Consider the following 23,637-nt stretch of genomic DNA (forward strand, 5'->3'; position numbering starts at 1 on the left):
CCATGGTCGAAGCGAGCCAGGTGCGGTTCGACGAGCAGGGGCTGATTCCCGCGATCGTCCAGGACTGGCGGGACGGCACCGTGCTGATGCTGGGCTATATGAACCGCGAGGCGTTCGCCCGCACGCTCGCGAGCGGCCGCGTCCACTTCTGGAGCCGCTCGCGGAATCGCCTCTGGGCGAAGGGCGAGACCTCGGGCAATCATCTGCTGGTCAAGGACCTGTTCCTGGATTGCGACGGCGACGCCCTGCTGGTCAAGGCCGAGCCGGTCGGTCCGACCTGTCACACGGGCGAGCGCGCCTGCTTCTTCACCAGGCTGACGGCGAGCGGCGCCCCCGAGGCGGTCACGGCGGCGGCCGCCGCGGGCGGTATCCTCGACCGAATCGCGGAGACGATCGCGGAGCGCCGCCGGGCGCCGAATCCGGAGTCCTACGTGGCGCGGCTCTTCGCCGGCGGCGAGGACCGCATCCTCAAGAAGGTCGTGGAAGAGGCGGGCGAGGTCGTCCTGGCGTCCAAGGGCGGGAAGCCCGACGAGGTCATCTACGAAACGGCCGACGTCCTCTTCCACCTGCTGCTCGTGCTGGGGTACCACGGGATCACGCTGGAGGCGGTCTACCGGGAGCTGGCGGGCCGCTTCGGGAAGCCTGGCCTGCGGAAGGACGGCCGGGAGGGGGCCACCTCGTGAGCGACTGCCTGTTCTGCAAGATCGCCGAGAAAACCATCCCATCCAAGCTGGTCCACGAGGACGAGCGGGCCGTCGCCTTCGAGGACATCAACCCGCAGGCGCCGACCCACGTCCTGGTGATTCCCAAGCGGCACGTCGCCTCGGTGAGCGAGCTGGCCGAGGCGGACGCCGGGCTGCTGGGTCACCTGATGCTGACAGCCGCGGCCGTGGCGAAGCAGAAGGGCATCGCGGAGGCCGGCTACCGGGTGGTCGTCAACACGGGGCGCAACGGCGGCCAGACGGTCTTCCATCTCCATCTCCACGTCCTCGGCGGCCGCCCCATGCACTGGCCGCCGGGGTGAGGGGCGCCCGCCCCCGCCGCTCGTCGGGCCCATCTTCCTCCTTGAGCACCCCGCGCGCGCCGGCGGGCATCCACGGTGGATGCGCTGGCAAGGCCGATTGACGAGGGGTCGGCGCCGGTGCCGGCATTTCGCTCTCCATTGATGAGCGGGAGGCGACCGATGGCACAAATTCTCGTCCGACAGCTTGACGACAAGGTCGTGGAGCGGCTGAAGCGACGGGCCTAAGGAACATGGCCGATCCGTGGAGTCCGAAGTGCGATGATCCTGAAAGAATCGGCGTGGGGCTCCGCTGCGGTGTGGAGACGGATCGAGCGATTTTAGAACCGTCTGAAACGGTCGGGCGCCGGTTCAGTGACAGCGCCGAGCTCATCCGCCGGGATCGCGATCGGCGATAGAGCGTCCGCTGGCGGTGAAGGCATGGAAGGTGAAGAATCCGCGACGAGGCCAAGGAAAGCGCCGCCCAGTACCCTATGCGAAAGGGAGCCTTGCCCTATTCCCTCGAGGCGGTGGGATCCCGCGGGGGGGCAGCCTACAACTTGCACTGGTCCTTGGCCGGGACGCAGCAGATGAGGCGGACGGAGGAGGCGGGGTCGGCGACGAAGCAGTGGAGCTCGTTGGGCGCCACGAAGACGGAATCGCCCTTGGTGAAGGGCGTTTCCTTGCCCTCCGTGCGCACCGTACCGCTCCCCTCGACGATGAAGACTTCGTGTTCCCAGGCGTGCGTGTGGAACGGGGTGCTCTTGCCGGGCTCGATGTCGAAGATCCGCATGGAGAAGTTCGTGGCGCCGTCGCGCTCCGTGATCAGCTCCCGCAGCTCGACGCCGTCCGGCACGCCGGCGTAGCGCACCGGCGGCACGTCGCTGGAACGCTTGATGATCATGGCAAAAGCCTAGCACTTCCCCTGTTCACGGGCAAGCGCCTCGTCGTCGGTCGCCGGTTTTTTTGGCTTGAGAACATGGTATAACGGTCGCCATGGACCTCGACGCGTTCCGCCAGATGGTCGCGAAGAACCCGCGGGGATTCCTGGGCCGGTACGGGCTCGGGAACAAAATCCTGCAGGATGGGGGCAGCCTGGAGGAGGCAGTCGAGCACCTGCGGGTCGCGGTGGAGCTCGACCCGCTGCACGTGGCCTCGCATCTGGCCTTGGGACGCGCGCTCGCCAAGCTGGGGCGGAAAGACGAGGCGAAGGCCGTGCTGACGGCCGGCATCAACGCGGCGGCGTCGGGCCGCTCGAACGGCGGCGTGGACCTGATCCCGGAGATGCGCGCGCTGCTGCAGTCGCTCGGGTGAGCCGCGGCGGTTGAGCCGATGAGGGGCCGATGAATCTGGACGACGCCAGGCAGCGCATCGAGTCGGCGATCACGCAGTACGGCCGGCAGGCCGGCATGGCCATCGAGCTGGTGATCAACGAGGTCCGCTCCGACCTCGGCGCCGCGGCGGTCAACGAGCTGGTCGAGGAGTTCGACCTGGAGCTGCTGTACAACATCCCGCCGCTGGACTCCGACTTCTCCAACAGTTGACCCCGCGGCCGTCCGCCCCTCCGCTCCCGTTGACTTCGCCGGGGGCGTCTGGTAGAGTTCAGCGCCAACTTTTCTGGCTTTTCAAGCCCTTCCACTTCGGCTGGCTCGGTTCAAAGGGCTCGGGATCACAGGAGCGGATCGGCGGTGAGCCAGGGCTTGATTCCCGACGACATCATCGACCTCGTTCGAGAACGGACCGACATCGCCGACGTGGTGTCGGGCTACGTGACCCTCAGCCGGGCCGGCCAGAACCTCAAGGGACTCTGCCCCTTCCACTCCGAGAAGACCCCCTCCTTCAACGTGAGCCCCTCGCGGCAGATCTTCCACTGTTTCGGCTGCGGCGTCGGGGGCAACGTCATCACGTTCCTGATGAAGATCGAGGGCAAGGAGTTCCCCGAGGCCGTGCGCGAGCTGGCCCGCCGCGCGGGAATCGCCGTGCCGCAGGCGAGCCCGGGGACGCGGGGCCCCGAGGGTGCGGTGCGCGACCGGATGGAGCGGATCAACGCGGCGGCGGCCGACTACTTCCACCGCACGCTGCTGGATGAAGCGACGGGCCGGGAGGCGCGGGCCTACCTGGCCGGCCGGGGCATCACGCGGGAGACGATCGAGGCGTTCCGGCTCGGCGTGTCGCTGCCCGCCTGGGACGGCTTGATGACGTGCCTCCTCCGCGAGGGGTTCAAGCCCGCCGAGCTCGGCCAGGCCGGCCTGGCCGTGCCGCGAGAGACGGCCGGCCGTCGCGCGCCGGAGGCCGCCGGCTACTACGATCGGTTCCGCGGCCGGCTCATGTTTCCCATCATGGACCTGCGGGGGCGGGTGATGGGGTTCGGCGGGCGGGTGATGGGCGAAGGGATGCCCAAGTACCTGAACTCCTCCGAGTCGCCGCTCTTCCAGAAGGGGCGCTCGCTCTACGCGCTGGACCGGGCCCGTGAGTCGGCGTCACGGCTCGGCACGCTCGTCGTCGTCGAGGGTTATTTCGACGCCATCACCCTGCATCAGGCTGGCGTGACCCACGTCGCGGCCACGCTGGGCACGGCGCTGACGCCCGACCACCTCAAGCTGCTGCGCCGCTTCGTCGGCCGGGTGGTGCTGCTGTTCGACCCGGACGCGGCCGGCGTGCGCGCGGCGCTCCGCACCCTGGACCTCTTCGTGGGCAGCGGCCTCGGCGTGCAGGTCGTGACCCTGCCCGACGGCCTCGACCCCGACGACTTCGTCAGGGCGCATGGGGCGGAGGCGTTTCAACGACTCCAGGAGACGGCGCCGAGCCTGCTGGACTTCGCCGTCGAGCACGCCTTGGGCGGCGCGGCCTCCGGGAGCATCGAGGACCGCATCCGCGGCGTGGATGAGGTGCTGCGGATCATCCAGCGCGCCTCCGATCGGTTGGAAAAGGAAGAATGCCTGCGGCGGGTCGCGGAGCGGCTCGGCGTGAGCCAGCAGCGGCTGATCGAGCGGTACCCGACGCTGGCTGAGGCTCCGGGGGCCCGGCCCACCCGCCCGACGCCGGTCGCGGCGGCTCCCGCGCGCGGCAGGGTCCAGCCGGCCGAGCGCGAACTCGTGCACCTGCTGCTCCAGGGCAAACTGAACCCGGCCCAGGTCCGGGGGCTGGGAGCGGACGCCTTCACCGACCCGGCCTGTCGCCGGATCGTGGAACTTGCGCTCGGCCGGCTGGACCGCGACGGACGGGTGCTGGTCGGCGAGGTCCTCGCGGCGGCGGTGCCCGACCCGCTGTGCGGGCCGCTGGCGACCGAGCTGTCCCTGCTCGAACGCCACGACGACGACCTGGCGGCCCACGTGGCCGGCTGCCTGGAGACGCTGGAGCGGCGCCGCCGCGAGGCGCGGCTGGAGGAATTGATCGCCCGGCTGCGGTCGGCCGAGCGGGAAGGCCGGACCGAGGAGGCGCGGCGGCTCAACGTCGAGGTGAACGAGCTGCGCCGCAGCAAATCGGCCCGTCCTCCCGTCGCGGGTACGTCGGTCGTGCAGACGGTACGGGTGTCGTGATGCGATTAGGAGCGGCCATGCCGAAAGAAGAACTGCTCGGGGAAGTGAAGAAACTGATCTCCATCGGCAAGGAGAAGGGGTACCTCACCTACGACGAGCTGAACAGCAGCCTGCCCGCCGAGATGGTGTCGTCCGAGCAGCTCAGCAACCTCATGACCATCTTCGGCGAGATGGACATCGAGGTGATCGACGCGGCCGACAGCGAGCGCTACCAGGAGAAGGCGGAGGCCGAGGAGGCCGCCGAGGAGTCCGAAGACGGCGAGGAGATGGAGGAGAACGAGAAGGAGATCGACCTCACGCCCGGCGTCCTCAGTCGCACCGATGACCCGGTCCGGCTCTATCTCAAAGAGATGGGCAGCGTGGCGCTGCTGAGCCGCGAGGGCGAGATCGAGATCGCCAAGCGCATCGAGGAGGGCAAGAAGGACATCGCGTCGGCCGTCTTCGGCATGCCGATGACGATCGAGTACGTCCTCTCCCTGCGGGACCAGCTCAAGCTCGGCAAGGTCAACGTCCGCGAGATCGTCTCGGTCAGCGAGGAGGAGTTCGAGGAGTCCGCCGAGGAGGTCGTCGAGCACGACGACGAGGAGCTGAAGGCGCGCACGCTCGACGCCCTCTCTCGGATGCGCAAGACGTCCAAGTCGCTGATGCTCCTGTACGACAAGGCCCGCAAGACCGGCAACGATCCGGCCAAACAGGCGAAGATCAAGCGCCAGATCAAGGACGCCCGCCGCGAGGTGGTCGAGAAGATGGAGGCGATCAACCTCCACCCCGCGCTCAAGGACCGGCTGGTGCAGCGGGTCCGGGCCCTGGCGCAGGAGATTCGCGAGGCCGAGCGCGAAGTGGCCTCAAGCCAGCGCCGGCTGGGCGTGTCGGGCGAGGCGGGCCTGGAGCTGCTGCGCAAGCTGGGCCGGTCGCGCCGTGACTTCCTGGCGGTGCGCCGGAAGACCGGTCTCTCGGAGGAAGCGCTCCAGGAGATCAAGCGTATCTTCCAGGGCGCGCGCCAGAAGATCCGCCAGCTCGAGACCGAGCAGGCCCTGGTGTCCGCGGAGGAAGTTAAGGAGGCGGTGCGCAGTCTCGACTTGGCGGAGGAGCGGGTCAAGCGCGGCAAGGCGGAGCTGGTCGAGGCCAATCTCCGGCTCGTCGTGAGCATCGCGAAGAAGTACACGAACCGCGGGCTGCAGTTCCTGGACCTGATCCAGGAGGGCAACATCGGGCTCATGAAGGCGGTGGACAAGTTCGAGTACCGCCGCGGCTACAAGTTCAGCACCTACGCCACCTGGTGGATCAGGCAGGCGATCACGCGGGCCATCGCCGATCAGGCGCGCACGATCCGGATCCCCGTGCACATGATCGAGACGATCAACAAGCTCATCCGCGTCTCGCGCCACCTGGTCCAGAAGCTCGGCCGCGAGCCGACGCCGGAGGAGATCGCCGAGCGGATGGACCTGCCGCTCGACAAGGTGCGCAAGATCCTGAAGATCGCCCGCGAGCCGATCTCGCTGGAGACGCCCATCGGCGAGGAGGAGGACAGCCACCTGGGAGACTTCATCGAGGACAAGAAGGCGATCTCGCCCCTGGACGCGGCCATCCGCTACGACCTGCAGCGGCAGATCAACAACGCGCTGGAGACGCTGACACCGCGGGAGGAGAAGGTGTTGCGGAAGCGGTTCGGGATCGGCGAGAGCACGGACCACACGCTCGAGGAGGTGGGGCAGGACTTCGAGGTGACGCGCGAGCGGATCCGGCAGATCGAGGCCAAGGCCCTGCGCAAGCTCCGCCACCCCAGCCGGAGCAAGAAACTGCGCAGCTTCGTCGAGAGCCTGTAGTCGGCCGCGCGCCGGGCCGGTCCGGACGTTGACAGGGGCGGCCCCGCCGCCTACAATGCCGCGCCCGCTGATGGCCCGGCTGTGTCGCTGATCCCCTGGATCGCACGGGGGCCCATAGCTCAGGTGGTCAGAGCGGCTGACTCATAATCAGTTGGTCCCAGGTTCAAGTCCTGGTGGGCCCACCATCCACGGTTCCTATCGTTGCCGAGGTCGCATTGAACGCACACCTGGCGTCGCTCATCGAACTCCAGACTCTCGATCGCCGGATCACAGAGATCAAGGACCAGGAACGCAAAACGCCGGAGCTGCTGCAGGCCGCCGAGGCGCCCCTCAAGGAGGCCCAGGCCCGGCTCAAGCTGGCGACGTCGTCCTCGGAGGCGCTGGCGAAGGAGCGGCGCGACAAGGAGCGCGACCTGGAGATGCAGGAGGCGCACATCCGCAAGTTGCGGGACTTCAGCGAGCTCAAAAGCAACAAGGAGTACCAGGCCCGCCAGTTCGAGATCGAGGTCGCCAACAAGAAGAAGGGCGAGGTGGAGGAGCAGATTCTCCTGCTCATGGAGCGGCTGGAGAAGCTGCAGCAGGACGTCAAGCAGGCGCGGGAGGCCGCGGCCGAGGCCGAACGGCAGTTCACGAGCGAGCGAGACCGCCTGGGGGCCCTCTCGGCCGAGCTCGTCGCCGAGCTGGCCCAGCTCGAAGAGAAGCGCCGCACGGTGGCGGCGACGTTGACTCCCGCCCAGTTGGAGCGCTACGACAAGATCAAGGCGATGCGGAAGGACGTGGCGGTCGTGCCCGTGCGGAACGGCATCTGTACCGGCTGCCGGCTGCAGCTTCCGCCGCAACTGGTGGCGGAGGTCAAGCGCGCGCAGGAGTTGCTCTCCTGCAGCTACTGCCACCGGATGCTCTATTGGGAAGGGGAGCGGCCTGCGGTCGGCGCGGCCTCGGCTCCCGCCGCGAGCCGCACCGACGATTAACCCGCCCCGGTTGCTTCGATTCCCGCCAGCACGGCCTGCGTGGTCTTGAAGTGCAGCTTGGCGACCGTGCCGAGCCGCTCCCGCCCGTGTTTCTTGATCACCATCCGTGCCGCCAGCTCGACCGCGCTCGACGCGCCCTTCGGGAGCGTCGTCCCCACTTCGTCGGACAGCCGCTTCAGCCGCAGCAGAAATTCGGCGCGCGCCAGGATCGAGGCCGCGGCCACGGCCAGGTCCGACTCGGCCTTGGGGCGTTGCTGCAGCTCGACCTGCTTGCCCCGCTGCTGGAGCGCGTTGAGGATCAGCCGCTCGTCGCCGAACTGGTCGGAGATGGCCAGCCCGCAGTCCACCCGCTCCAGCAGGTTTTCCAGCGCGCGGGCGTGGCCCCAGGCGAGCAGCCGGTTCAGGTTCTTGATCTTGGCGTACAGCTCGTTGTAGCGCTGCGGGCCGATGGCGACCACGCTGTGCGGACACACCTGCCGGATGTCCGGGGCCATCTCCAGGATGCGGCCGTCGGAGATGCGCTTGCTGTCCCGGACCTCCATGACTCTGAGGTCCCCTTCCGCCGCCCGGTCCACGAACACCGCGGCGATCACGAGGGGGCCGAAATAGTCGCCCTTGCCGGACTCGTCGATGCCGATCCGGCTCGGGGCGGTGCTGATGTCGGGCGGGGTCATGGTGATCGTTGCGACTGGGGCGGGTTGCGGCTCACTGGGGGGCGCACTCTAGCAGAGCGTCCGCGGGCGGTCAAATGCCTTGAACCGACCGCCCCCGGCCGGTATACTCATCCCGCGCGCTGGAGCAGGTCGGGTGGTCGCCCATCGGGTTCCCCGGTGGGAGGAAAGTCCGGACTCCACGGGCGGGGCGCTGGGTAATCCCCAGGCGGAGCGATCCGACACCAGCACCACAGAGAACAGACCGCCGATGGCCGGGGTGACATGGGCCCCATCTGCGTCGCCTTCGGATCAGGCAAGGGTGAAACGGCGGGGTAAGAGCCCACCGCGTCTGTGGCGACACAGACGGCACGGTAAGCGTCGCCCGGAGCAAGACCAAATAGGAGGACGCCCTGGACCCGCCCTCGGGCGGGTCCAGGAACGGCTGGCCCGGCCGAAAGTCCTCGGGTAGGTCGCTTGAGGCCCGGAGCAATCCGGGTCCCAGAGAAATGATCACCGCCGTCTGAGGGTCTCCTTCAGACGGGACAGAATCCGGCTTACAGGCCGGCTCCAGCGCGCCTTTTTCAACGCCCACCGCAACTGCCCGTCGGTGACCCGCCCCGAAAGGGCCTCGGCTCCGTCGATCAGGATGACGGGGATTCTCGTCCCGTAGCGAGCCTCAAGCCGGGGGTCGCTCTCGACATCCACGTGCTCGAGGACGAAGGGGTGCGTCAGGTTGACGAGCCGAACCGTCGCGAGGACCACTTCGCACAGGTGGCAGCCGGGCCGGGAGAGGACGGTGACCGTGACCATGTCTCCTCAAAGAGGGCCAGGGACATTGAGGGAGCGGCGCGGAACGACCGCACCGTACTGGATTTTCCCTGTCAGCTCAAGCCGTTCCCCGACTTGACTGGGTGTGGAGACAGGGGCCGGCTTCGGGCTCAACCGGGCCCGGGACGGGAGTTTTCCATTGACTCGCCGCAAGGCACGATGGTAGGATGGCGAACCCTATCCCTTTGTTTTTCAGCGCCTTCCGTGGCCCGTCGATTCTCGCGCGGTGTTCGGCCGACAGGGTCCTGGGATTACAAGGTGTGACCGTAACTCTAGCACTGACGAGGGGCCTATGAAACTCACCGGCGCCGAAATCTTCCTGGAGTGTCTGAAGCGGGAAGGGGTCAAGACCATCTTCGCCCTGCCGGGCGGGGTCGTGCTGAAGATCTTCGACGTGCTGCACCAGCAGAAGGACATCGAGGTGGTCCTGACCCGGCACGAGCAGGCGGCCGGCCATATGGCCGAGGGCTACGCCAAGGCGACCGGCAAGGCCGGCGTGGCGCTCGTGACCTCTGGCCCCGGCATGACCAACGTCATCACGGCCCTGGCCGACGCCTACATGGATTCGGTTCCTCTCGTGTGCATCTCGGGGCAGGTCCCGACCAGCCTGATCGGCAACGATGCGTTTCAGGAGGCGGACAACGTCGGCCTGAGCCGCCCCTGCACCAAGTACAACTTCTTGGTGAAGGACGTCAACGACCTGGCCGTGACGATCAAGGAAGCCTTCTACATCGCCACGACGGGACGCCCGGGCCCCGTCCTGGTGGATATCCCGAAGGATGTGTCCATGGACAAGGCCGAGTTCAAGTATCCCGGCTCCGTGTCCATCCGCGGGTACAACCCGACCTACGACGGGAACAAGTGGCAGATCAAGCAGGCGGCCGAGGCGATCGCGAAGGCGAAGAAGCCGGTCCTCTACGTGGGCGGTGGCGTGGTCTTCTCCGGGGCGTCGGAGGAACTGATCGAGTTGGCCGAGCTGACGAACATCCCGGTGGATCTCACGCTCATGGCCTTGGGGGCCTTCCCCGGCGAGCACCCGCTCTGCCTCGGCATGATGGGTATGCACGGCACCTACTGGGCCAACATGGCGGTGCACTACTCCGACCTCGTGATCGCGGTGGGCGCACGGTTCGACGACCGGGTGACGGGCAAGGTGTCGGAGTTCTGCCCGCACGCGAAGATCATCCATATCGACATCGACCCGACGTCCATCCGCAAGAACATCCACGTGGACATCCCGATCGTGGGTGACTGCAAGCGCGTGCTCCGGGAGCTGAACACGATCCTCAAGGCGTCGGTGAACGGGGATCAGCAGGCGCTCCGGAAACCCTGGTGGGACCAGATCAACGAATGGAAGCAGGCGCATCCCCTGGCCTACCGCCAGGACCCCGACGGCGCGATCAAGCCCCAGCACGTGATCAAGCGCCTCTACGAGCTGACCAAGGACCGTGACCCCGTCGTCTCCACCGACGTGGGACAGCACCAGATGTGGTCGGCGCAGTACTTCAAGCTGGCAAAGCCGCGGCGATGGCTGACCTCCGGCGGGCTCGGCACGATGGGATTCGGCTTCCCGGCCGCCAGGGGCGCCCAGGCGGCCTTCCGGGACAAGCTGGTGCTCTGCATCGCCGGCGACGGCAGCGTCCAGATGAACATGCAGGAACTCGCGACGGCCGTGGTGAGCAAGCTCCCCGTGAAGCTGTTCATCATCAACAACCGCTTCCACGGCATGGTCCGTCAGTGGCAGGACCTGTTCTACGAAGGACGCTACGCCTCCAGCTACCTGGACCGGGTGCCGGACTTCGTGAAGCTGGCGGAGGCGTACGGTGCGGTCGGGCTCCGGGCCTCCAAGGTGTCGGAAGTGGACGACATCATCAAGGAAGCCCTGGCGGCGCCGGGACCCGTGTTGGTGGACGTGCCGGTGGACCAGTTCGAAAACTGCTACCCGATGATCCCGGCCGGCGGGTGCAACCACGAGATGATCCTGGAGGATCCGCCGGAGCTCAAGAAGAAGCAGGCGGCGGGCGCGCCGGTCGTGCCCGAAGACAAGGATACGGTCCTCACGGCCTGACGGAGCGCGCTGGACGCATGGAACACATCATCTCGGTGCTGGTCGAGAACAAGTTCGGCGTGCTCTCTCGCGTGGCCGGGCTCTTCAGCGGGCGCGGGTTCAACATCGAGAGCCTGTCCGTCGCCCCGGCGCTCGACCCCACGACCTCGTTGATGACCATCGTCACCAAAGGGGACGATCGGATCATCGAACAGATCGTCAAGCAGCTCAACAAGCTGATCGACGTCATCAAGGTGGTGGACCTCAACGAGAGCGAGTTCGTCGAGCGCGAGACGGCGCTCATCAAGGTTCACACGAAGCCGGAGGACCGCGCCGAGGCGTTGCGTATCACCGACATCTTCCGCGCGAACGTGATCGACTCGACGCCGAGCACCTACACGATCGAGGTGACGGGCGACATCAAGAAGATCGAGGCGATCATCAACCTGCTGCAGCCGCTCGGGATCAAGGAGTTGGTCAGGACCGGACGGGTCGCGATCGCGCGCGAGCCGATCCGCCCGGCGGTTTCGCAGCCCAAGCGGGTCGCCAAGGACTGAACCCGGGCCGGGGACCCGGGACAAGAGGCGGGGCCGGCTATCCGCGGCGGGTTCCCCGGTCCCTCGCCGTACACCGCCCTCCCAATCCGAACTGGAGCCGACCATCATGATGAAGATTCAGTACGACAAGGACGCCGACCTGCAGCAGATTCGGAGCCGGAAGGTCGCCATCATCGGGTACGGGAGCCAGGGCCACGCCCACGCGCTGAACCTCAAGGACAGCGGCGTGGATGTGGTGGTCGGCCTGCGCGAGGGGCCCTCGTGGAAGAAGGCCGAGGCGAGCGGACTGAAGGTCATGCCGACGGCCGACGCGGTGCGCGGCGCTGACGTCGTGATGCTGCTCGCACCCGACGAGGCGCAGGCGGGCATCTACCGGACGGACATCGCTCCGAACCTCAAGGACGGCGGCTACCTGGCCTTCGGCCATGGGTTCAACATCCACTTCGGCCAGATCGTCCCGCGGCCGACCGTCAACGTGTTCATGGTCGCCCCCAAGGGCCCCGGCCACCTGGTCCGCTCCGAGTACGTCAAGGGCAGCGGCGTGCCCGTGCTGCTCGCGATTCACCAGGACCCGGGCGGGAACACGCGGCAGGTCGGGCTCGCCTACGCGAGCGCCGTCGGCGGGGGCCGGGCCGGCATCATCGAGACGACGTTCCGCGAGGAGACCGAAACCGACCTCTTCGGCGAGCAGGTGGTGCTCTGTGGTGGGTTGACCGCCCTGATCCAGGCCGGCTACGAGACGCTGGTGGAGGCGGGGTATTCGCCGGAGATGGCCTATTTCGAATGCCTGCACGAGGTCAAGCTGATCGTGGACCTGATCTACGAGGGCGGCATCGCCAACATGCGGTACTCGATCAGCACGACCGCCAAGTACGGCGACGTGACGCGCGGGCCGCGCATCGTCACCGAGGAGACCAAGCAGGAGATGCGCCGGATCCTCGACGAGATCCAGAGCGGCCGCTTCGCACGGGAGTGGGTGCTGGAGAACCAGGCCAATCGGCCCGTGTACAACGCCCTGCTCAAGAAGGGCGAGGCCCACCCCATCGAGGAAGTGGGCGCCAGGCTGCGCGCGATGATGCCATGGCTCAAGCAGGGCAAGCTCGTGGACAAGAGCAAGAACTAGTGTGGGGGTCCCGGAAATTCCTTTTGTCGTTCCGGCCAAGGCCGCTGAGCGGTCGCGAGCCGGAATCCAGGGACGTGGCAAGGTCCTGGACGGCGGCTTCCGCCGGCATGACGATGCCACGAACTTGTGGGACGCAATACTGGCAAGATGTTGAAAACGTCCGCCAGCGGCGTGCTCACCTCGCTCAGAGGCTCAACGGACGGCAAAGAGTACGCCTCGCCTCTTCGCTCGTTGCCTGCCGGCGGGCAGGCGGCCTTGCTGGGCGGCCTTTTTGACCATCCGGCGAGCGATTCCGGTTCCGTCTGGAATCCTGGGCCGTGGTGGCTGTGCGAGACTGAAAAGAGTTGTTCGACAGCCTGCCAGAGACGTTGTCGGTCGTCAGTGGGGCGTCTTCGACCGACCCGTGAGCGCTGAAGACTGACGACCTGGGTACGCGAAGCGATGGCGGACCGTGCAGAGGGCATTCCGATCGTCAGGGAGGGCCTGCCCTTCGTGGCCGGCGCGGGCGCGGCGGCGGCGGCGGCCGGCCTGGCGGGGTGGGGCGTTCCCTCGTTGCTGCTCGCGACCGGCACCCTGTTCGCCGCCTGGTTTTTCCGGAATCCGGCGCGCGTGCCGCCCGTCGGACCCGGCCTGGTGGTGTCGCCGGGGGACGGCCGCGTCATCGCCGTCGAGGAAGAGGATGAACCGCGGTTCCTCAAGGACCGGGGCATCCGGATCAGCATCTTCCTGAACGTCTTCGACGTGCACGTGAACCGCGTTCCCTGCGACGGCACGCTGGCGGACATCGCCTACCAGCCGGGGCGCTTCCTGGCGGCCAACCGGCCGGAGGCGACGCTGCACAACGAGCAGAACGCCCTGATGATCCGCACCGCGGAGGGCCACAAGCTCCTCTGCGTACAGGTGGCGGGGTTGATCGCCCGACGGATCGTGTGTTGGGCGCGGCCCGGCGAGACGGTGCGCCGGGGGGAGCGCTACGGGCTGATCCGCTTCGGGTCGAGGATGGATACCTTTCTTCCCCGCGGCAGCCGGGTGCGCGTCAGGGTGGGGGAACGGGTGAAGGGCGGCGAGACGGTGTTGGCGGAGCTTCCGCCGCGGCAGGAGGGAGGGGCGACATGCGCGCAACGTTCCTGAAGGAGCCCCGGCGGCGCCGGGGGGTCTATCTCATCCCCAACCTGCTGACGACCGGCAACCTGTTCAGTGGACTGTTCGCGATCCTGGCCGTGTTCAACGCCAACTATGAGGCGGCCGCGATCGCGATCCTGGTGGCGATCGTCTTTGACATGCTGGACGGCAAGTCGGCGCGGTGGACGAACAGCACCAGCCAGTTCGGCGTGGAGTACGACTCGCTGGCCGACCTCGTCTCCTTCGGCGTCGCGCCGGGGCTGCTCGTCTACTCCTGGGCGCTGAGCGCGAACGACATGGCCGGCGCGGCCGTCATGTTCGCGTTCGTGGCCTGCGGCGCCTTGCGGCTGGCCCGCTTCAACGTGACGGTGGCGGCCTCGGAGAGCAAGTATTTCACGGGGCTGCCGATTCCGGCCGCGGCCAGCGTCGTCGCGACGCTCGTGATCTTCGACCGTCACATCCTGCGCATGGGCGGCCAGACGAAGCCGGTCGCGCTCCTGATCATGACCCTGCTGCTGGCCTTTTTGATGGTCAGCACGGTCAAGTACCGGAGCTTCAAGGACCTGAAGTTCGGCGGGGGACAACACTTCGACTATCTCGTGTGGGCCATCCTGGGCCTGATGCTCGTGATCGCTTGGCCGCAGGTGATGTTGTTCGTGCTGGCCGGCGGCTACGCGCTGCTCGGGCCGGTGGAGAAGGGCGTCTCGCTGGTGGGGAAGGCCCTCGGCAGACGAGGACCGTCCGGCGTGGACCAGACGTCGACGGAGACGAAGGACTGACGGCACGACGGCAGAACGGCTGGGAAGAGGAGTAGTAGGCGTCGATCGCGGTATGGAGAGAGCTGGCGGAGTCCGCCGCCGTGGCGGACGCGGTGCGAGCCAGCCCGCGAAGCGCCGAACTCGCCTCGGAGCCGGGTCCGTGAAGTCGAGTAGCGGACCCCGCCGGACCCGCGTCACGGGTCGAATGAAGGGCGGCGGCGCGAGGGGGCGCCGGTCGCCGAATCAGGGTGGTACCACGGAGCGCGCAAGCCTTCGTCCCTGGCCGGGAGGAAGGCTTTTTGTTTTTCGGAGGGAGGCGGGGCCATGACGCGCATGATCCGGATCTTTGACACGACCCTGCGTGACGGGGAGCAGTCCCCGGGCGCCAGCATGAACGTCGAAGAAAAGGTGATGATCGCCAAGCAGCTGGCCCGCCTCAACGTGGACATCATCGAGGCGGGGTTCGCCTACAGCTCGCCGGGCGACTTCGAGGCAGTGCGGCGCATCGCGCAGGAGGTGGAGGGCCCGACGGTCTGCAGCCTCGCCCGGGCGCGGCCCGAGGACATCACCAGGGCCTGGGAGGCGCTCAAGGGCGCGCCGAAGGTGCGCATCCACACCTTCCTCTCGACCTCGGACATCCATCTCAAGCACCAGTTCCGGATGACCCGGGAGGAGGCGCTCAAGCGAGCCGTGGAAATGGTGGCGCTCGCCCGCAGCTACGTCGAGGACGTGGAGTTCTCGCCGATGGACGCCACCCGCTCCGACCCCGCCTTCATGCGTGAGGTCCTCGAAGCCGTCATCGAGGCCGGCGCCGGGACGCTCAACATTCCCGACACGGTCGGCTACACGACGCCGCAGGAGTTCGGCGCCCTGATCCGCGGTATTCGCGAGAAGGTCCGGAACATCGACCGCGCCGTGATCTCCGTCCACTGCCACAACGACCTGGGCCTGGCCGTTGCCAACTCGCTGGCGGCCGTGCTCGCGGGCGCCGGACAGGTGGAGTGCACGATCAACGGGATCGGCGAGCGGGCCGGCAACGCCTCGCTCGAAGAGATCGCGATGGGCCTGCGGACCCGCAAGGATTTCTACGGGGCGGACACCCGGGTCCGGACCGAGGAGATCATCAAGACCAGCCGGCTGGTGAGCAAGGTCACCGGCATGGTCGTGCAGCCGAACAAGGCGATCGTCGGCGCCAACGCCTTCGCGCACACCTCCGGCATCCACCAGGACGGGCTGCTCAAGGAGAAGAGCACCTACGAGATCATGCGGCCAGAGTCCGTGGGGCTGGTGCAGAGCAAGCTCGTGATGGGCAAGCTCTCCGGCCGGCACGCGTTCCGGCAGAAGCTGGAGGAGCTCGGGTACAAGCTGACCGACGCGGAGCTCAACCGCGCGTTCGAGCGCTTCAAGCGCCTGGCGGACCAGAAGAAGGAAGTCTACGAAGAGGACCTGGAGGCGATCGTGTCGGAGGAGCTCGCCAAGGTGCCGGAGCGGTTCGTGCTCAAGGGCCTCCACGTCGAGAGCGGGACCAGCCGGGTGCCGACGGCCCGGGTGGAGTTGGAGATCGAGGGGAAGGCCGTCAGCGAGACTGGCACCGGCGACGGGCCGGTGGACGCGGTGTACCGCACCATCGCTGCCATGACCAAGACCAAGAGCCGGCTGCTCATGTACGCCGTCGAGGCGATCACCGGCGGCACGGAGGCGCAGGGCGAGGTGTCGGTCCGGGTCGAAGAGGGCGGCAAGACGACGACGGGTCATGGGGCCGACACGGACATCATCGTGGCCTCGGCCAAGGCCTACCTCAACGCCTTGAACAAGCTGGCGTTCTGGGCCTCCAAGCACTTCGACCCGGAGCAGAAGGCCGGCTTGATTTGGCAGTAGGGGCGGGGTAGAGTGGCGCGGCGCGGAGCCCCACAGAGGGAGGAGCGATCAGCGTGAACGCGACGATTGCGGTGCTGGCCGGCGACGGCGTGGGACAGGAAATCGTGCCGGAGGCGATCAAGGCGCTTCGGGCGGTGGGGGAGCGGTTCGGGCACCGCTTCGAGTGTGCGCCGGCCGACGTGGGCGGGCGCGCCATCGACAAATTCGGCGTGCCGCTGCCGCAGGAGACCCTGGCGCTGGCCAAGCGGAGCGACGCCGTGCTGCTCGGCGCGGTGGGGGGGCCGAAGTGGGAGGGGCTGGACTACAGCGTGCGCCCGGAGCGAGCGCTGCTCGGCCTCCGCGAGCAGCTCGGCCTGTTTGCCAATCTGCGGCCGGCCAAGCTGTACCCGATGCTCGCCGACGCCTCCACGCTCAAGCGCGAGGTCATCGAGGGCATCGACCTGCTCGTCGTGCGCGAGCTGACGGGGGGGATTTACTTCGGCAAGCCGAAGGGCATCGAGAAGACCCCCGACGGCGAGCGCGGCGTGAACACCGAGGTCTATACGACCGCGGAGATCCGACGCATCGCCACGGTCGCCTTCGAGGCGGCGCGCAGGCGGCGCAAGCTCGTCACCTCGGTGGACAAGGCGAACGTGCTGGAGTCGTCGGAGCTCTGGCGGCGGGTCGTCATCGAGGTCGCCAAGGACTATCCCGACGTCCAGCTCAACCACATGTACGTGGATAACTGCGCGATGCAGCTCGTCCGCAACCCGAAGCAGTTCGACGTCCTCGTGACGACCAACCTCTTCGGCGACATCTTGAGCGACGAGGCGGCCATGTTGACGGGCTCAATCGGGATGCTCCCCTCCGCCAGCCTCGGCGCCCACGCGGGCCTCTACGAGCCGATCCACGGGAGCGCCCCGGACATCGCGGGGAAGAACATCGCCAATCCCATCGCGACGATCGCCTCGGTCGCCATGATGCTCTCGTACACCTTCAAGCTGGACAAGGAGGCCGAGGCCGTCGAGCGGGCGATCGTGCGGACGCTGGAGCAGGGCTACCGCACGAAGGACATCCACGGCCCGGGCACGACTCTCGTCGGCACCGCCCAGATGGGCGATGCGATCGTCAAGAACCTGCCGCAGGTCTGACTATGGCGGCGCTCGCCCGGCCGTTCATGATCCGTGCCGGCACGATCGGGACGTTGGCCGGGACCGGCGAGCCGGGATGTGCCGGCGACGGCGGCCCGGCGGTCGCTGCGAGGCTGAACGAGCCCAAGAGCCTCGCCCTCGACGGCCTGGGCGGCCTGTTCATCGCGGACGCCGAGAACCATCTCGTGCGGCGGGTGGACCTCGCGACCGGGGTGATCGTCACCGTGGCCGGCTCGCGCGACGGCGCGGAGAGGGCGGCCGCGGGGCCGGTGCCGGGTGGGCCCCCGCCCGAGGCGGAGGACGATCCGTTGGCGGACCCGGTTCCGCGGAAGTCGGATCACTACGTGCAGGTGACGGACCTGAGCGGGACCGTGCGGTTCGTCGTGGGGACGGCCGGCGCCGGGCGGTTTCACGGCGACGGCGGTCCGGCGCTGCGGGCGACGCTCAACTTTCCCTCGGCGGTGGCGGTGGACGCGGAGGGCCACCTCTACATCGCCGACACCATGAACCACCGCGTCCGGCGCGTGGACGCGACGACGGGGACCATCACGACCGTGGCGGGCACCGGCCAGCGGCGGTTCGGGGGCGACGGGGGACCGGGAACGGCGGCCGCGTTGAACGAGCCCTCGGCCCTGGCCCTCGACGGTCGCGGAGGCCTCTACATTGCCGACCAGAGCAACAACCGGGTCCGCCGCCTGGATTTGGCGACGGGGACCATCCGGACGGTGGCCGGCAACGGGGAGTCGGGCTACTCCGGCGACGGCGTGTCGGCGACGGAGGCTTCGCTCGCCGGCCCGAGCGGGCTGGCGGTCGGGCCGGACCGCGCCCTGTACATCGCGGACACCTTCAACGGGCGGATCCGCCGCGTCGATCCAGAGTCCGGCCTCATCAGCACCGTGGCCGGGGACGGGAGCGAGTATCGGTACCAGGGCCATCCGGGCGAGTTCTCGACGAGCCTCTCCCGGCCCTACGGCATCGCGATCGAGCGGGAGGGGCACCTCCTCATCACCGACTCGGACAGCCACCTCATCCGCCGCTGGGATCGTCGGAAGAAAATCATCACGCTGGTGGCGGGGACCGGCGTCGCGCAGTTCTCGGGGGATGGAGGGCCGCCGACGAGCGGAGGCTTGAACTATCCCTTCGGCGTGGCGGTGGACGAGGCGGGGAACATCTACGTCGCGGATACGTTCAACCATCGGGTTCGCGTGATCGCGGCCGTCTGAAGGAGGACCTGACAGCCATCATGTTCCAGAAGAAGGATTCGTACACCGTCGCCGTCGTGGGGGCCACGGGCGCGGTCGGCGCGGAGATGATCGAGGTGCTGGAGGAGCGGAAGTTCCCGGTCGGGACCCTCGTCCCGCTCGCTTCCTCGCGCTCGGCCGGAGGAACCGTGACCTTTCGCGGGGCGCAGGTGACCGTCCGAGTGCTGACCAAAGACGCCTTCGAGGGGGTGGACCTCGCGCTGTTCTCGGCCGGGAGCGACGTGAGCCGGGAGTTCGCGCCCATCGCCGCAACGGCCGGGGCGGTCGTCATCGACAACAGCGCGGCCTGGCGGATGGAAAAGGACGTGCCCCTGGTCGTGCCCGAGGTCAACCCGCACGACGTGGAGCGCCACCGCGGCATCATCGCCAACCCCAACTGCTCGACGATCCAGATGGTCGTGGCGCTCAAGCCGCTCCACGATCGGGCCAAGATCCGGCGGGTCGTCGTGACCACCTTCCAGTCCGTCTCCGGGACCGGCAAGGAGGCGATGGATGAGCTGTTCGAGGAGTGCAAGGACCTGCTCAGCTTCCGCGAGCCGGCGCCCAAGGTCTACCCCTACCAGATCGCGTTCAACTGCCTCCCGCACATCGACGATTTCCTCCCCTCGGGCTACACGAAGGAGGAGATGAAGCTCCTCCACGAGACGCGGAAGATCATGGGTGACGACTCGATCCAGGTCACGGCGACGACGGTGCGGGTGCCCGTCTACGTGGGGCACTCGGAGGCGGTCAACATCGAGACCGAACGCCCGCTGACGGCCAACGAGGCACGCGCCGTCCTCTCGATCGCTCCCGGCGTCCAGCTCTACGACGATCCCGCGCGCAAGGTCTACCCGATGCCGCTGGACGTGGCGGGGAAGGACGAGGTCTACGTGGGACGGATCCGGGAGGACGAGTCCATCCCCAACGGCCTGAACCTCTGGATCGTCGCGGACAATCTCCGGAAGGGAGCGGCGTTGAACGCCGTCCAGATCGCCGAGCTGCTGACGAGGTGACCATGTCGGATTGGAGCGGCCTGGGTAAGGCGCTGATCGTCGCCGGCGGGTTCGTCGTCCTCATCGGCCTGCTCCTCGTGCTGGCCGGGCGGTTTCTCGGGAGCGGCGGGCTCGGCTGGCTCGGCCGGCTCCCCGGCGATATCTTCATCAAACAGGATCACGTCACCTTGTACTTTCCCCTGGCGACCAGCCTGCTGCTCAGCGTGGTGTTGAGCCTCATCCTGTACCTGCTCTCGAAATGGTGAAGACGGCAACACGGGCGGCGGCGTGGCTCCTCGCCTGCACGGCGGTCGCCGCCGCGGCGCCGGCTCTGGCGGGGGAGGACGTCCGCGTGCTCCTGTTCGAGGAGACCCGTCGTCTGACCGTCGCCTCGGAGGGGGGCATCGCGATCCGGCTGGCGGGGGGCACGGAGCGGACGTCCGCCGCTCCCCTCGTGCTCCAGGCCTCGGGCGGTGCCGTGGAGGTGAAGGACCGCGGCCTGCGGGCGGGCAGCCTGACGCTGCACGCGGAGGGCGGCGAGCTGACCCTGACCGCCGTCGGCGGCGGGAAGAACGGCGGGGCCCACCCGCCGCCCGAAGGCCCGGTCGTGGTAGCCGGCCGGGTCACGGTCACGGCGCGAGGCGGAGCCCTGGCGGTCGTCAACGAGGTGGACCTCGAGGAGTACGTGAAGGGGGTGGTCCCCGCCGAGATGAATTCCGCCTGGCACATCGAAGCCCTCAAGGTCCAGGCGATCGTCGCCAGGACCTACGCCCTCTACCAGCGAAAGTCCGCGGCGGGGCGGGACTACGACGTGGCGGCGAGCACGCAGGACCAGGTCTATCGCGGCCGCCGCAAGCGGGACGAGCGCGTGGAGCTGGCAGTCGAGGCGACGCGGGGGCTGGTGCTCACGTACGGGGGCGAGCCGATCTTCTCCGCCTTCTCCTCCACCGCGGCCGGGCCGACCGAGGACGCGGTGAACGTCTGGTCCAAGGAGTTTCCCTACCTCAAGGGCGTGGACTGTCCCTTCGACATGAGCTCGCCCTATTACCAGTGGCGCGCCGAGCTTCGGACGGCCGACGTGGAGACGGCGTTGCGGGGGCAGGGGTTCGCGGTCGGCACGATCGCCGCGCTCACGCCGATGGACTACAGCCGGGCCGGCCGGGTGGTCCGACTGCGGATTCTCCATTCGGGCGGTGAGCTGGTGTTGCGCGGGGAGGAGCTGAGGAAGGCGGTGGGCTACACGGTCCTCCCCAGCACGCAGTTCGACGCGCGGATCGCCGGTCAGTCGGTCGTCTTCGCCGGGCGAGGCGCCGGCCATGCCGTCGGGCTCTGCCAGTGGGGCGCCAAGGAAATGGCGGCCCTCGGGTACGGTTACGAGACGATCCTCGGGTATTTCTTCCCGGGCACCGAGCTGGCCCTGCAGCGGCCGACCGCATCCCCACAGCGCGCGCTCCGCTGATGCGCCTCGACGAGTTCGATTTTCCCTTCGATCCTCGACTCATCGCCGATCACCCCGTCGAGCCGCGGGACCGGGCCAGGATGCTCGTCGTTCCGCGCGGCGGCGGTCCGCGGACCCACCGGCACGTGACGGACCTTCCGGACCTGCTCGATCCGGGCGATCTGGTCGTGGTCAACGACACGAAGGTGGTGCCGGCGGCCCTCGCCGGCCGCAAGCGCCCGCACGGCGGCCGCGTGACGTTGCTGGTACTGCGTCCGGCCGGGGATGGGGCCTGGGAAGCGATGGTCAAGGGCCGGGTGCGGCCCGGCCAGGTCATTGAGGTGGGCCCGGGCGACTGCCTGACGGTGGCGGGTGCCGCCTCGCCGGGCGGGCTCATCACCGTCGCGGGCAGTCGGCCGATCCCGGACTTAGTCAGGGCATACGGGCAGATCCCGCTGCCTCCTTACATCAAGCGGCCGCCGACGCCGGCGGACCGTGACTGGTACCAGACGATCTTCGCGCGGGAGGAGGGGGCCGTCGCCGCGCCCACGGCCGGCCTGCATTTTTCCCAGGGGGTCCTGGACGGACTCAGGGCGCGGGGGGTGACGACGGCCAGGGTGACGCTGCACGTGGGGCCGGCGACGTTCCGGCCGGTCACGGCCGAGCGCGTCGAGGACCATGAGATGGGGACGGAACAACTGATCGTGTCCGAGGAGGCCGCGACCGCGGTCAATCACGCCAGGGCCGAGGGGCGTCGGGTGCTGGCCGTCGGGACGACCGTCGTGCGGGCGCTGGAGTCCGCCGCCGACGAGGCGGGCACGGTCCGGCCCTGCCGATCGGAGACCGGCCTGTTCATCACGCCGGGCTACCGGTTCCGCTGCGTCGGCGGCCTCCTCACGAACTTCCACCTGCCGCGGACGACGCTCCTGATGCTGGTGTCGGCCTTCGTCGGTGTCGAGGCGCTGCGCGCGGCCTATCGTGAAGCGATCGAGGCGCGCTACCGGTTTTACAGCTACGGGGATGCGATGCTGATTCTCTGAGCGAAACAGCCGCCGGTGGGCTGGGAGGCCGTCGCCGCGGACGGGATCATGCGAGGGCCATCTGGATTCCGGCGCTCGCCGGTATGATGGGGCGGTGGGAGACCTGCCGGCGGCCGGCTCAGAGGAATTCCTTGTGGATCTGGACGGGAACCCTGGCCTTGAGGGCTTCCTTGTAGGCGGCCACGGCCCGCTGCTGCTTCTGGAAGAGGAAATCCTGGAGGATACGTTCATGGGCCGCCGCGCTCCCCGCGTCCGATTGGGCCTGGCGGGCCATCATGGTCTGGGCCTCGGCCACCTCGGAAGGCGTCAGGGCCACCGAGTCGCGGATGACGCTCCGGGCCTTCTCCGCCAGCAGCTCCACCTTGTGGAGGGACTCGAACGTGGCTGGCGTCAGGTGATTGACGGCGAGGAGCCGCTGGTACAGCTCCGGGTCGAATTTTCCGTTCCGGTGGAATTCCTCCATCTTCATGATGGAATCCCGGAGCTCGTCGGGCGAGACGGAGAGGCCGAGCTCCCTGGCCGCGATCGTCCAGAGCTTGTTCTCGACCAGTCCGTCGATCACGAACTGCTTGAGGGATTCCTCCTTGAAGTCCCCCTGCACCTTGTCCCGGTAGAAGCGATAGGTGCTCTCGTAGGTCCGGCGGTACTCATCGCGGCTGACGCTCAGGTCTCCGATGGAGGCGACCGCGTTCGACTCCTGCTCGGTAAAACCCCACCAGCCCATCGTGATCACGAAGGCCACGGCCAGAATCCCCATGATGGACTTGAGCAGCCACGGGTACCTGCGCGCGCCCTCGCGCATCAGCTTGATCATCGGCGCCTCCGGGTGGGTGGAAGGGAGCGAGACGGTGAAATTGTACCCGCCGTCGTGACGGGAAGGCAAGGGCCGCCCCCGCACCGGGTGCCGGGACTGCAGCCTGGATCGAGCACGGTCCGGGTCCTCCGTGGGCGGAGGCCGGCTCGTTTGTGCTTCCCTTGTTGATTTGTTATACTTGTCCGCTAATTACGCGCGTGGACCCGGGGGAACGCCCGTGGAGCCGACCCCTCTAGCCCTGGGGGTGATTCCCAAGGCACAAATTCTTAATCGGTTCATCGCCAAGTTCGTGGATGCCATTCTGGCGGCCGCCGTGGGGCACGTGGCTCCACCGGCGGGGTGGCTGGCCGGGCTGATGTACGTGTTGATCGCCGACGGATTTTCGGGCGGGCAGAGCATCGGGAAACGACTCATCGGGTTGCATACGGTCATCAGCCCCGGCAAGGACGCCGCGGGCTTCAAGGAGTCGATCATTCGTAACCTGCCCCTCGCGCTGGCCTACCTGCTGTTTCCCCTCCCCTACATCGGGTGGCTGCTCGCCATGGCGATCACGGGCTTCGAGGCCCTGCTCATCATCGGCAACACCCAAGGGCTGCGGCTGGGGGATGAGATGGCGCACACGCAGGTGCTGGACGCGGGGGAGCTCGACCGACCCGACTGAGCGGTCCGCCGGCCGC

At 68.1% G+C, this 23,637-nt stretch carries 23 protein-coding genes, 1 tRNA gene, 1 other RNA gene and 1 pseudogene; 22 read left to right on the top strand and 4 right to left on the bottom strand.

Translation table 11 applies throughout. The annotated features are described in order from the left end of the window. The first annotated feature begins 2 nt into the window (after positions 1-2). Together hisIE and AC1U7O_RS15620 are read left to right on the top strand one after the other, a co-directional pair. Positions 3-683, top strand: a complete 681-nt coding sequence (gene hisIE / locus AC1U7O_RS15615) for a bifunctional phosphoribosyl-AMP cyclohydrolase/phosphoribosyl-ATP diphosphatase HisIE (protein ID WP_479895791.1) — start codon at positions 3-5, stop codon at positions 681-683. Beyond that, the gene (locus AC1U7O_RS15620; protein WP_479895792.1) at positions 680-1,024 is read left to right on the top strand and encodes a histidine triad nucleotide-binding protein; all 345 of its coding nucleotides are present in this window, start codon (positions 680-682) and stop codon (positions 1,022-1,024) included. The genes hisIE and AC1U7O_RS15620 overlap by 4 nt, the downstream gene beginning before the upstream one ends. A 529-nt stretch (positions 1,025-1,553) precedes the next feature. On the opposite strand, the gene AC1U7O_RS15625 is transcribed toward AC1U7O_RS15620, so the two are convergent. Beyond that, positions 1,554-1,904: a cupin domain-containing protein gene (locus AC1U7O_RS15625; protein ID WP_479895794.1), complete on the bottom strand. Its 351-nt coding sequence runs from the start codon at positions 1,902-1,904 to the stop codon at positions 1,554-1,556. A 92-nt stretch (positions 1,905-1,996) separates the two neighbouring features. Between AC1U7O_RS15625 and AC1U7O_RS15630 the strand changes: the two genes are divergently transcribed. From AC1U7O_RS15630 to AC1U7O_RS15655, 6 genes are all read left to right on the top strand, one after another. Beyond that, positions 1,997-2,314 (top strand): tetratricopeptide repeat protein, encoded by a 318-nt coding sequence (locus AC1U7O_RS15630; protein WP_479895795.1) that lies wholly within the window; start codon positions 1,997-1,999, stop codon positions 2,312-2,314. A gap of 29 nt (positions 2,315-2,343) precedes the next feature. Beyond that, positions 2,344-2,544 carry a hypothetical protein gene (locus AC1U7O_RS15635; protein WP_479895796.1) on the top strand — a complete coding sequence of 67 codons (201 nt, stop codon included), beginning with the start codon at positions 2,344-2,346 and terminating at the stop codon, positions 2,542-2,544. Between the two features lie 144 nt (positions 2,545-2,688). Beyond that, on the top strand, positions 2,689-4,539 hold the full coding sequence (gene dnaG, locus AC1U7O_RS15640; RefSeq protein WP_479895797.1) for a DNA primase: 1,851 nt from the start codon (positions 2,689-2,691) through the stop codon (positions 4,537-4,539). Between the two features lie 17 nt (positions 4,540-4,556). Next, positions 4,557-6,365: an RNA polymerase sigma factor RpoD gene (gene rpoD, locus AC1U7O_RS15645; protein WP_479895798.1), complete on the top strand. Its 1,809-nt coding sequence runs from the start codon at positions 4,557-4,559 to the stop codon at positions 6,363-6,365. 108 nt (positions 6,366-6,473) lie between these two features. Then, positions 6,474-6,550: transfer RNA gene (locus AC1U7O_RS15650), tRNA-Ile, on the top strand. A gap of 30 nt (positions 6,551-6,580) precedes the next feature. Then, on the top strand, positions 6,581-7,336 hold the full coding sequence (locus AC1U7O_RS15655) for a zinc ribbon domain-containing protein (RefSeq protein ID WP_479895799.1): 756 nt from the start codon (positions 6,581-6,583) through the stop codon (positions 7,334-7,336). Here AC1U7O_RS15655 and rnhC read toward each other — a convergent pair. Next, positions 7,333-8,010, bottom strand: coding sequence for a ribonuclease HIII (gene rnhC, locus AC1U7O_RS15660; RefSeq protein WP_479895800.1), 678 nt, complete (start codon positions 8,008-8,010; stop codon positions 7,333-7,335). The two genes, AC1U7O_RS15655 and rnhC, sit on opposite strands and share 4 nt — an antisense overlap. 121 nt (positions 8,011-8,131) lie before the next feature. On the opposite strand from rnhC, the gene rnpB reads away from it, so the two are divergent. Beyond that, positions 8,132-8,562: RNase P RNA component class A (rnpB, locus tag AC1U7O_RS15665), an RNA gene on the top strand. Positions 8,563-8,583: 21 nt separating this feature from the next. Here rnpB and AC1U7O_RS15670 read toward each other — a convergent pair. Beyond that, positions 8,584-8,799, bottom strand: a pseudogene (locus AC1U7O_RS15670) (glutaredoxin family protein); the annotation flags it as partial. Between the two features lie 310 nt (positions 8,800-9,109). Here AC1U7O_RS15670 and ilvB point away from each other — a divergent pair. The 12 genes from ilvB to queA all read left to right on the top strand — a co-directional run bounded on the left by ilvB (position 9,110) and on the right by queA (position 22,146). After that, positions 9,110-10,885, top strand: a complete 1,776-nt coding sequence (ilvB, locus tag AC1U7O_RS15675; protein ID WP_479895802.1) for a biosynthetic-type acetolactate synthase large subunit — start codon at positions 9,110-9,112, stop codon at positions 10,883-10,885. A gap of 17 nt (positions 10,886-10,902) precedes the next feature. Further along, positions 10,903-11,421, top strand: a complete 519-nt coding sequence (ilvN, locus tag AC1U7O_RS15680) for an acetolactate synthase small subunit (protein WP_479895804.1) — start codon at positions 10,903-10,905, stop codon at positions 11,419-11,421. A 109-nt stretch (positions 11,422-11,530) separates the two neighbouring features. Continuing rightward, positions 11,531-12,544: a ketol-acid reductoisomerase gene (ilvC, locus tag AC1U7O_RS15685; protein WP_479895900.1), complete on the top strand. Its 1,014-nt coding sequence runs from the start codon at positions 11,531-11,533 to the stop codon at positions 12,542-12,544. Between the two features lie 441 nt (positions 12,545-12,985). Continuing rightward, on the top strand, positions 12,986-13,675 hold the full coding sequence (locus AC1U7O_RS15690; RefSeq protein WP_479895806.1) for a phosphatidylserine decarboxylase family protein: 690 nt from the start codon (positions 12,986-12,988) through the stop codon (positions 13,673-13,675). Then, the gene (gene pssA, locus AC1U7O_RS15695; RefSeq protein WP_479895807.1) at positions 13,657-14,445 is read left to right on the top strand and encodes a CDP-diacylglycerol--serine O-phosphatidyltransferase; all 789 of its coding nucleotides are present in this window, start codon (positions 13,657-13,659) and stop codon (positions 14,443-14,445) included. Before AC1U7O_RS15690 ends, pssA begins: the two co-directional genes overlap by 19 nt. Positions 14,446-14,748: 303 nt before the next feature. Beyond that, the gene (locus tag AC1U7O_RS15700; RefSeq protein ID WP_479895808.1) at positions 14,749-16,302 is read left to right on the top strand and encodes a 2-isopropylmalate synthase; all 1,554 of its coding nucleotides are present in this window, start codon (positions 14,749-14,751) and stop codon (positions 16,300-16,302) included. Positions 16,303-16,355: 53 nt separating this feature from the next. Further along, complete coding sequence (leuB, locus tag AC1U7O_RS15705; protein WP_479895809.1) at positions 16,356-17,432, top strand: 3-isopropylmalate dehydrogenase; 1,077 nt, start codon at positions 16,356-16,358, stop codon at positions 17,430-17,432. 2 nt (positions 17,433-17,434) lie between these two features. Then, complete coding sequence (locus tag AC1U7O_RS15710; RefSeq protein ID WP_479895810.1) at positions 17,435-18,655, top strand: NHL domain-containing protein; 1,221 nt, start codon at positions 17,435-17,437, stop codon at positions 18,653-18,655. Between the two features lie 20 nt (positions 18,656-18,675). Then, positions 18,676-19,689 carry an aspartate-semialdehyde dehydrogenase gene (locus AC1U7O_RS15715; protein WP_479895811.1) on the top strand — a complete coding sequence of 338 codons (1,014 nt, stop codon included), beginning with the start codon at positions 18,676-18,678 and terminating at the stop codon, positions 19,687-19,689. A 2-nt stretch (positions 19,690-19,691) separates the two neighbouring features. Next, entirely contained in the window at positions 19,692-19,934 is a 243-nt protein-coding gene (locus AC1U7O_RS15720) for a DUF2905 family protein (RefSeq protein WP_479895813.1), read from the top strand. Next, positions 19,928-21,127 (top strand): SpoIID/LytB domain-containing protein, encoded by a 1,200-nt coding sequence (locus AC1U7O_RS15725; RefSeq protein ID WP_479895814.1) that lies wholly within the window; start codon positions 19,928-19,930, stop codon positions 21,125-21,127. The genes AC1U7O_RS15720 and AC1U7O_RS15725 overlap by 7 nt, the downstream gene beginning before the upstream one ends. Further along, positions 21,127-22,146 carry a tRNA preQ1(34) S-adenosylmethionine ribosyltransferase-isomerase QueA gene (gene queA / locus AC1U7O_RS15730; protein WP_479895815.1) on the top strand — a complete coding sequence of 340 codons (1,020 nt, stop codon included), beginning with the start codon at positions 21,127-21,129 and terminating at the stop codon, positions 22,144-22,146. The genes AC1U7O_RS15725 and queA overlap by 1 nt, the downstream gene beginning before the upstream one ends. Before the next feature lie 118 nt (positions 22,147-22,264). On the opposite strand, the gene AC1U7O_RS15735 is transcribed toward queA, so the two are convergent. Further along, positions 22,265-22,960, bottom strand: a complete 696-nt coding sequence (locus AC1U7O_RS15735) for a SurA N-terminal domain-containing protein (protein WP_479895816.1) — start codon at positions 22,958-22,960, stop codon at positions 22,265-22,267. A 217-nt stretch (positions 22,961-23,177) separates the two neighbouring features. Between AC1U7O_RS15735 and AC1U7O_RS15740 the strand changes: the two genes are divergently transcribed. Further along, positions 23,178-23,621: an RDD family protein gene (locus AC1U7O_RS15740; protein ID WP_479895817.1), complete on the top strand. Its 444-nt coding sequence runs from the start codon at positions 23,178-23,180 to the stop codon at positions 23,619-23,621. Positions 23,622-23,637 lie beyond the last annotated feature (16 nt).

The organism is Candidatus Nitrospira neuquenensis (assembly GCF_979578155.1).

Excerpts from the sequence above, each read along its gene's own strand:
- hisIE (WP_479895791.1), top strand. The coding sequence starts at position 3 with ATGGTCGAAGCGAGCCAGGTGCGGTTCGACGAGCAGGGGCTGATTCCC.
- AC1U7O_RS15625 (WP_479895794.1), bottom strand. The coding sequence starts at position 1,904 with ATGATCATCAAGCGTTCCAGCGACGTGCCGCCGGTGCGCTACGCCGGC.
- AC1U7O_RS15630 (WP_479895795.1), top strand. The coding sequence starts at position 1,997 with ATGGACCTCGACGCGTTCCGCCAGATGGTCGCGAAGAACCCGCGGGGA.
- AC1U7O_RS15635 (WP_479895796.1), top strand. The coding sequence starts at position 2,344 with ATGAATCTGGACGACGCCAGGCAGCGCATCGAGTCGGCGATCACGCAG.
- rpoD (WP_479895798.1), top strand. The coding sequence starts at position 4,557 with ATGCCGAAAGAAGAACTGCTCGGGGAAGTGAAGAAACTGATCTCCATC.
- rnhC (WP_479895800.1), bottom strand. The coding sequence starts at position 8,010 with ATGACCCCGCCCGACATCAGCACCGCCCCGAGCCGGATCGGCATCGAC.
- ilvB (WP_479895802.1), top strand. The coding sequence starts at position 9,110 with ATGAAACTCACCGGCGCCGAAATCTTCCTGGAGTGTCTGAAGCGGGAA.
- ilvN (WP_479895804.1), top strand. The coding sequence starts at position 10,903 with ATGGAACACATCATCTCGGTGCTGGTCGAGAACAAGTTCGGCGTGCTC.
- ilvC (WP_479895900.1), top strand. The coding sequence starts at position 11,531 with ATGAAGATTCAGTACGACAAGGACGCCGACCTGCAGCAGATTCGGAGC.
- AC1U7O_RS15690 (WP_479895806.1), top strand. The coding sequence starts at position 12,986 with ATGGCGGACCGTGCAGAGGGCATTCCGATCGTCAGGGAGGGCCTGCCC.
- pssA (WP_479895807.1), top strand. The coding sequence starts at position 13,657 with ATGCGCGCAACGTTCCTGAAGGAGCCCCGGCGGCGCCGGGGGGTCTAT.
- AC1U7O_RS15700 (WP_479895808.1), top strand. The coding sequence starts at position 14,749 with ATGACGCGCATGATCCGGATCTTTGACACGACCCTGCGTGACGGGGAG.
- AC1U7O_RS15710 (WP_479895810.1), top strand. The coding sequence starts at position 17,435 with ATGGCGGCGCTCGCCCGGCCGTTCATGATCCGTGCCGGCACGATCGGG.
- AC1U7O_RS15715 (WP_479895811.1), top strand. The coding sequence starts at position 18,676 with ATGTTCCAGAAGAAGGATTCGTACACCGTCGCCGTCGTGGGGGCCACG.
- AC1U7O_RS15720 (WP_479895813.1), top strand. The coding sequence starts at position 19,692 with ATGTCGGATTGGAGCGGCCTGGGTAAGGCGCTGATCGTCGCCGGCGGG.
- AC1U7O_RS15725 (WP_479895814.1), top strand. The coding sequence starts at position 19,928 with ATGGTGAAGACGGCAACACGGGCGGCGGCGTGGCTCCTCGCCTGCACG.
- queA (WP_479895815.1), top strand. The coding sequence starts at position 21,127 with ATGCGCCTCGACGAGTTCGATTTTCCCTTCGATCCTCGACTCATCGCC.
- AC1U7O_RS15735 (WP_479895816.1), bottom strand. The coding sequence starts at position 22,960 with ATGATCAAGCTGATGCGCGAGGGCGCGCGCAGGTACCCGTGGCTGCTC.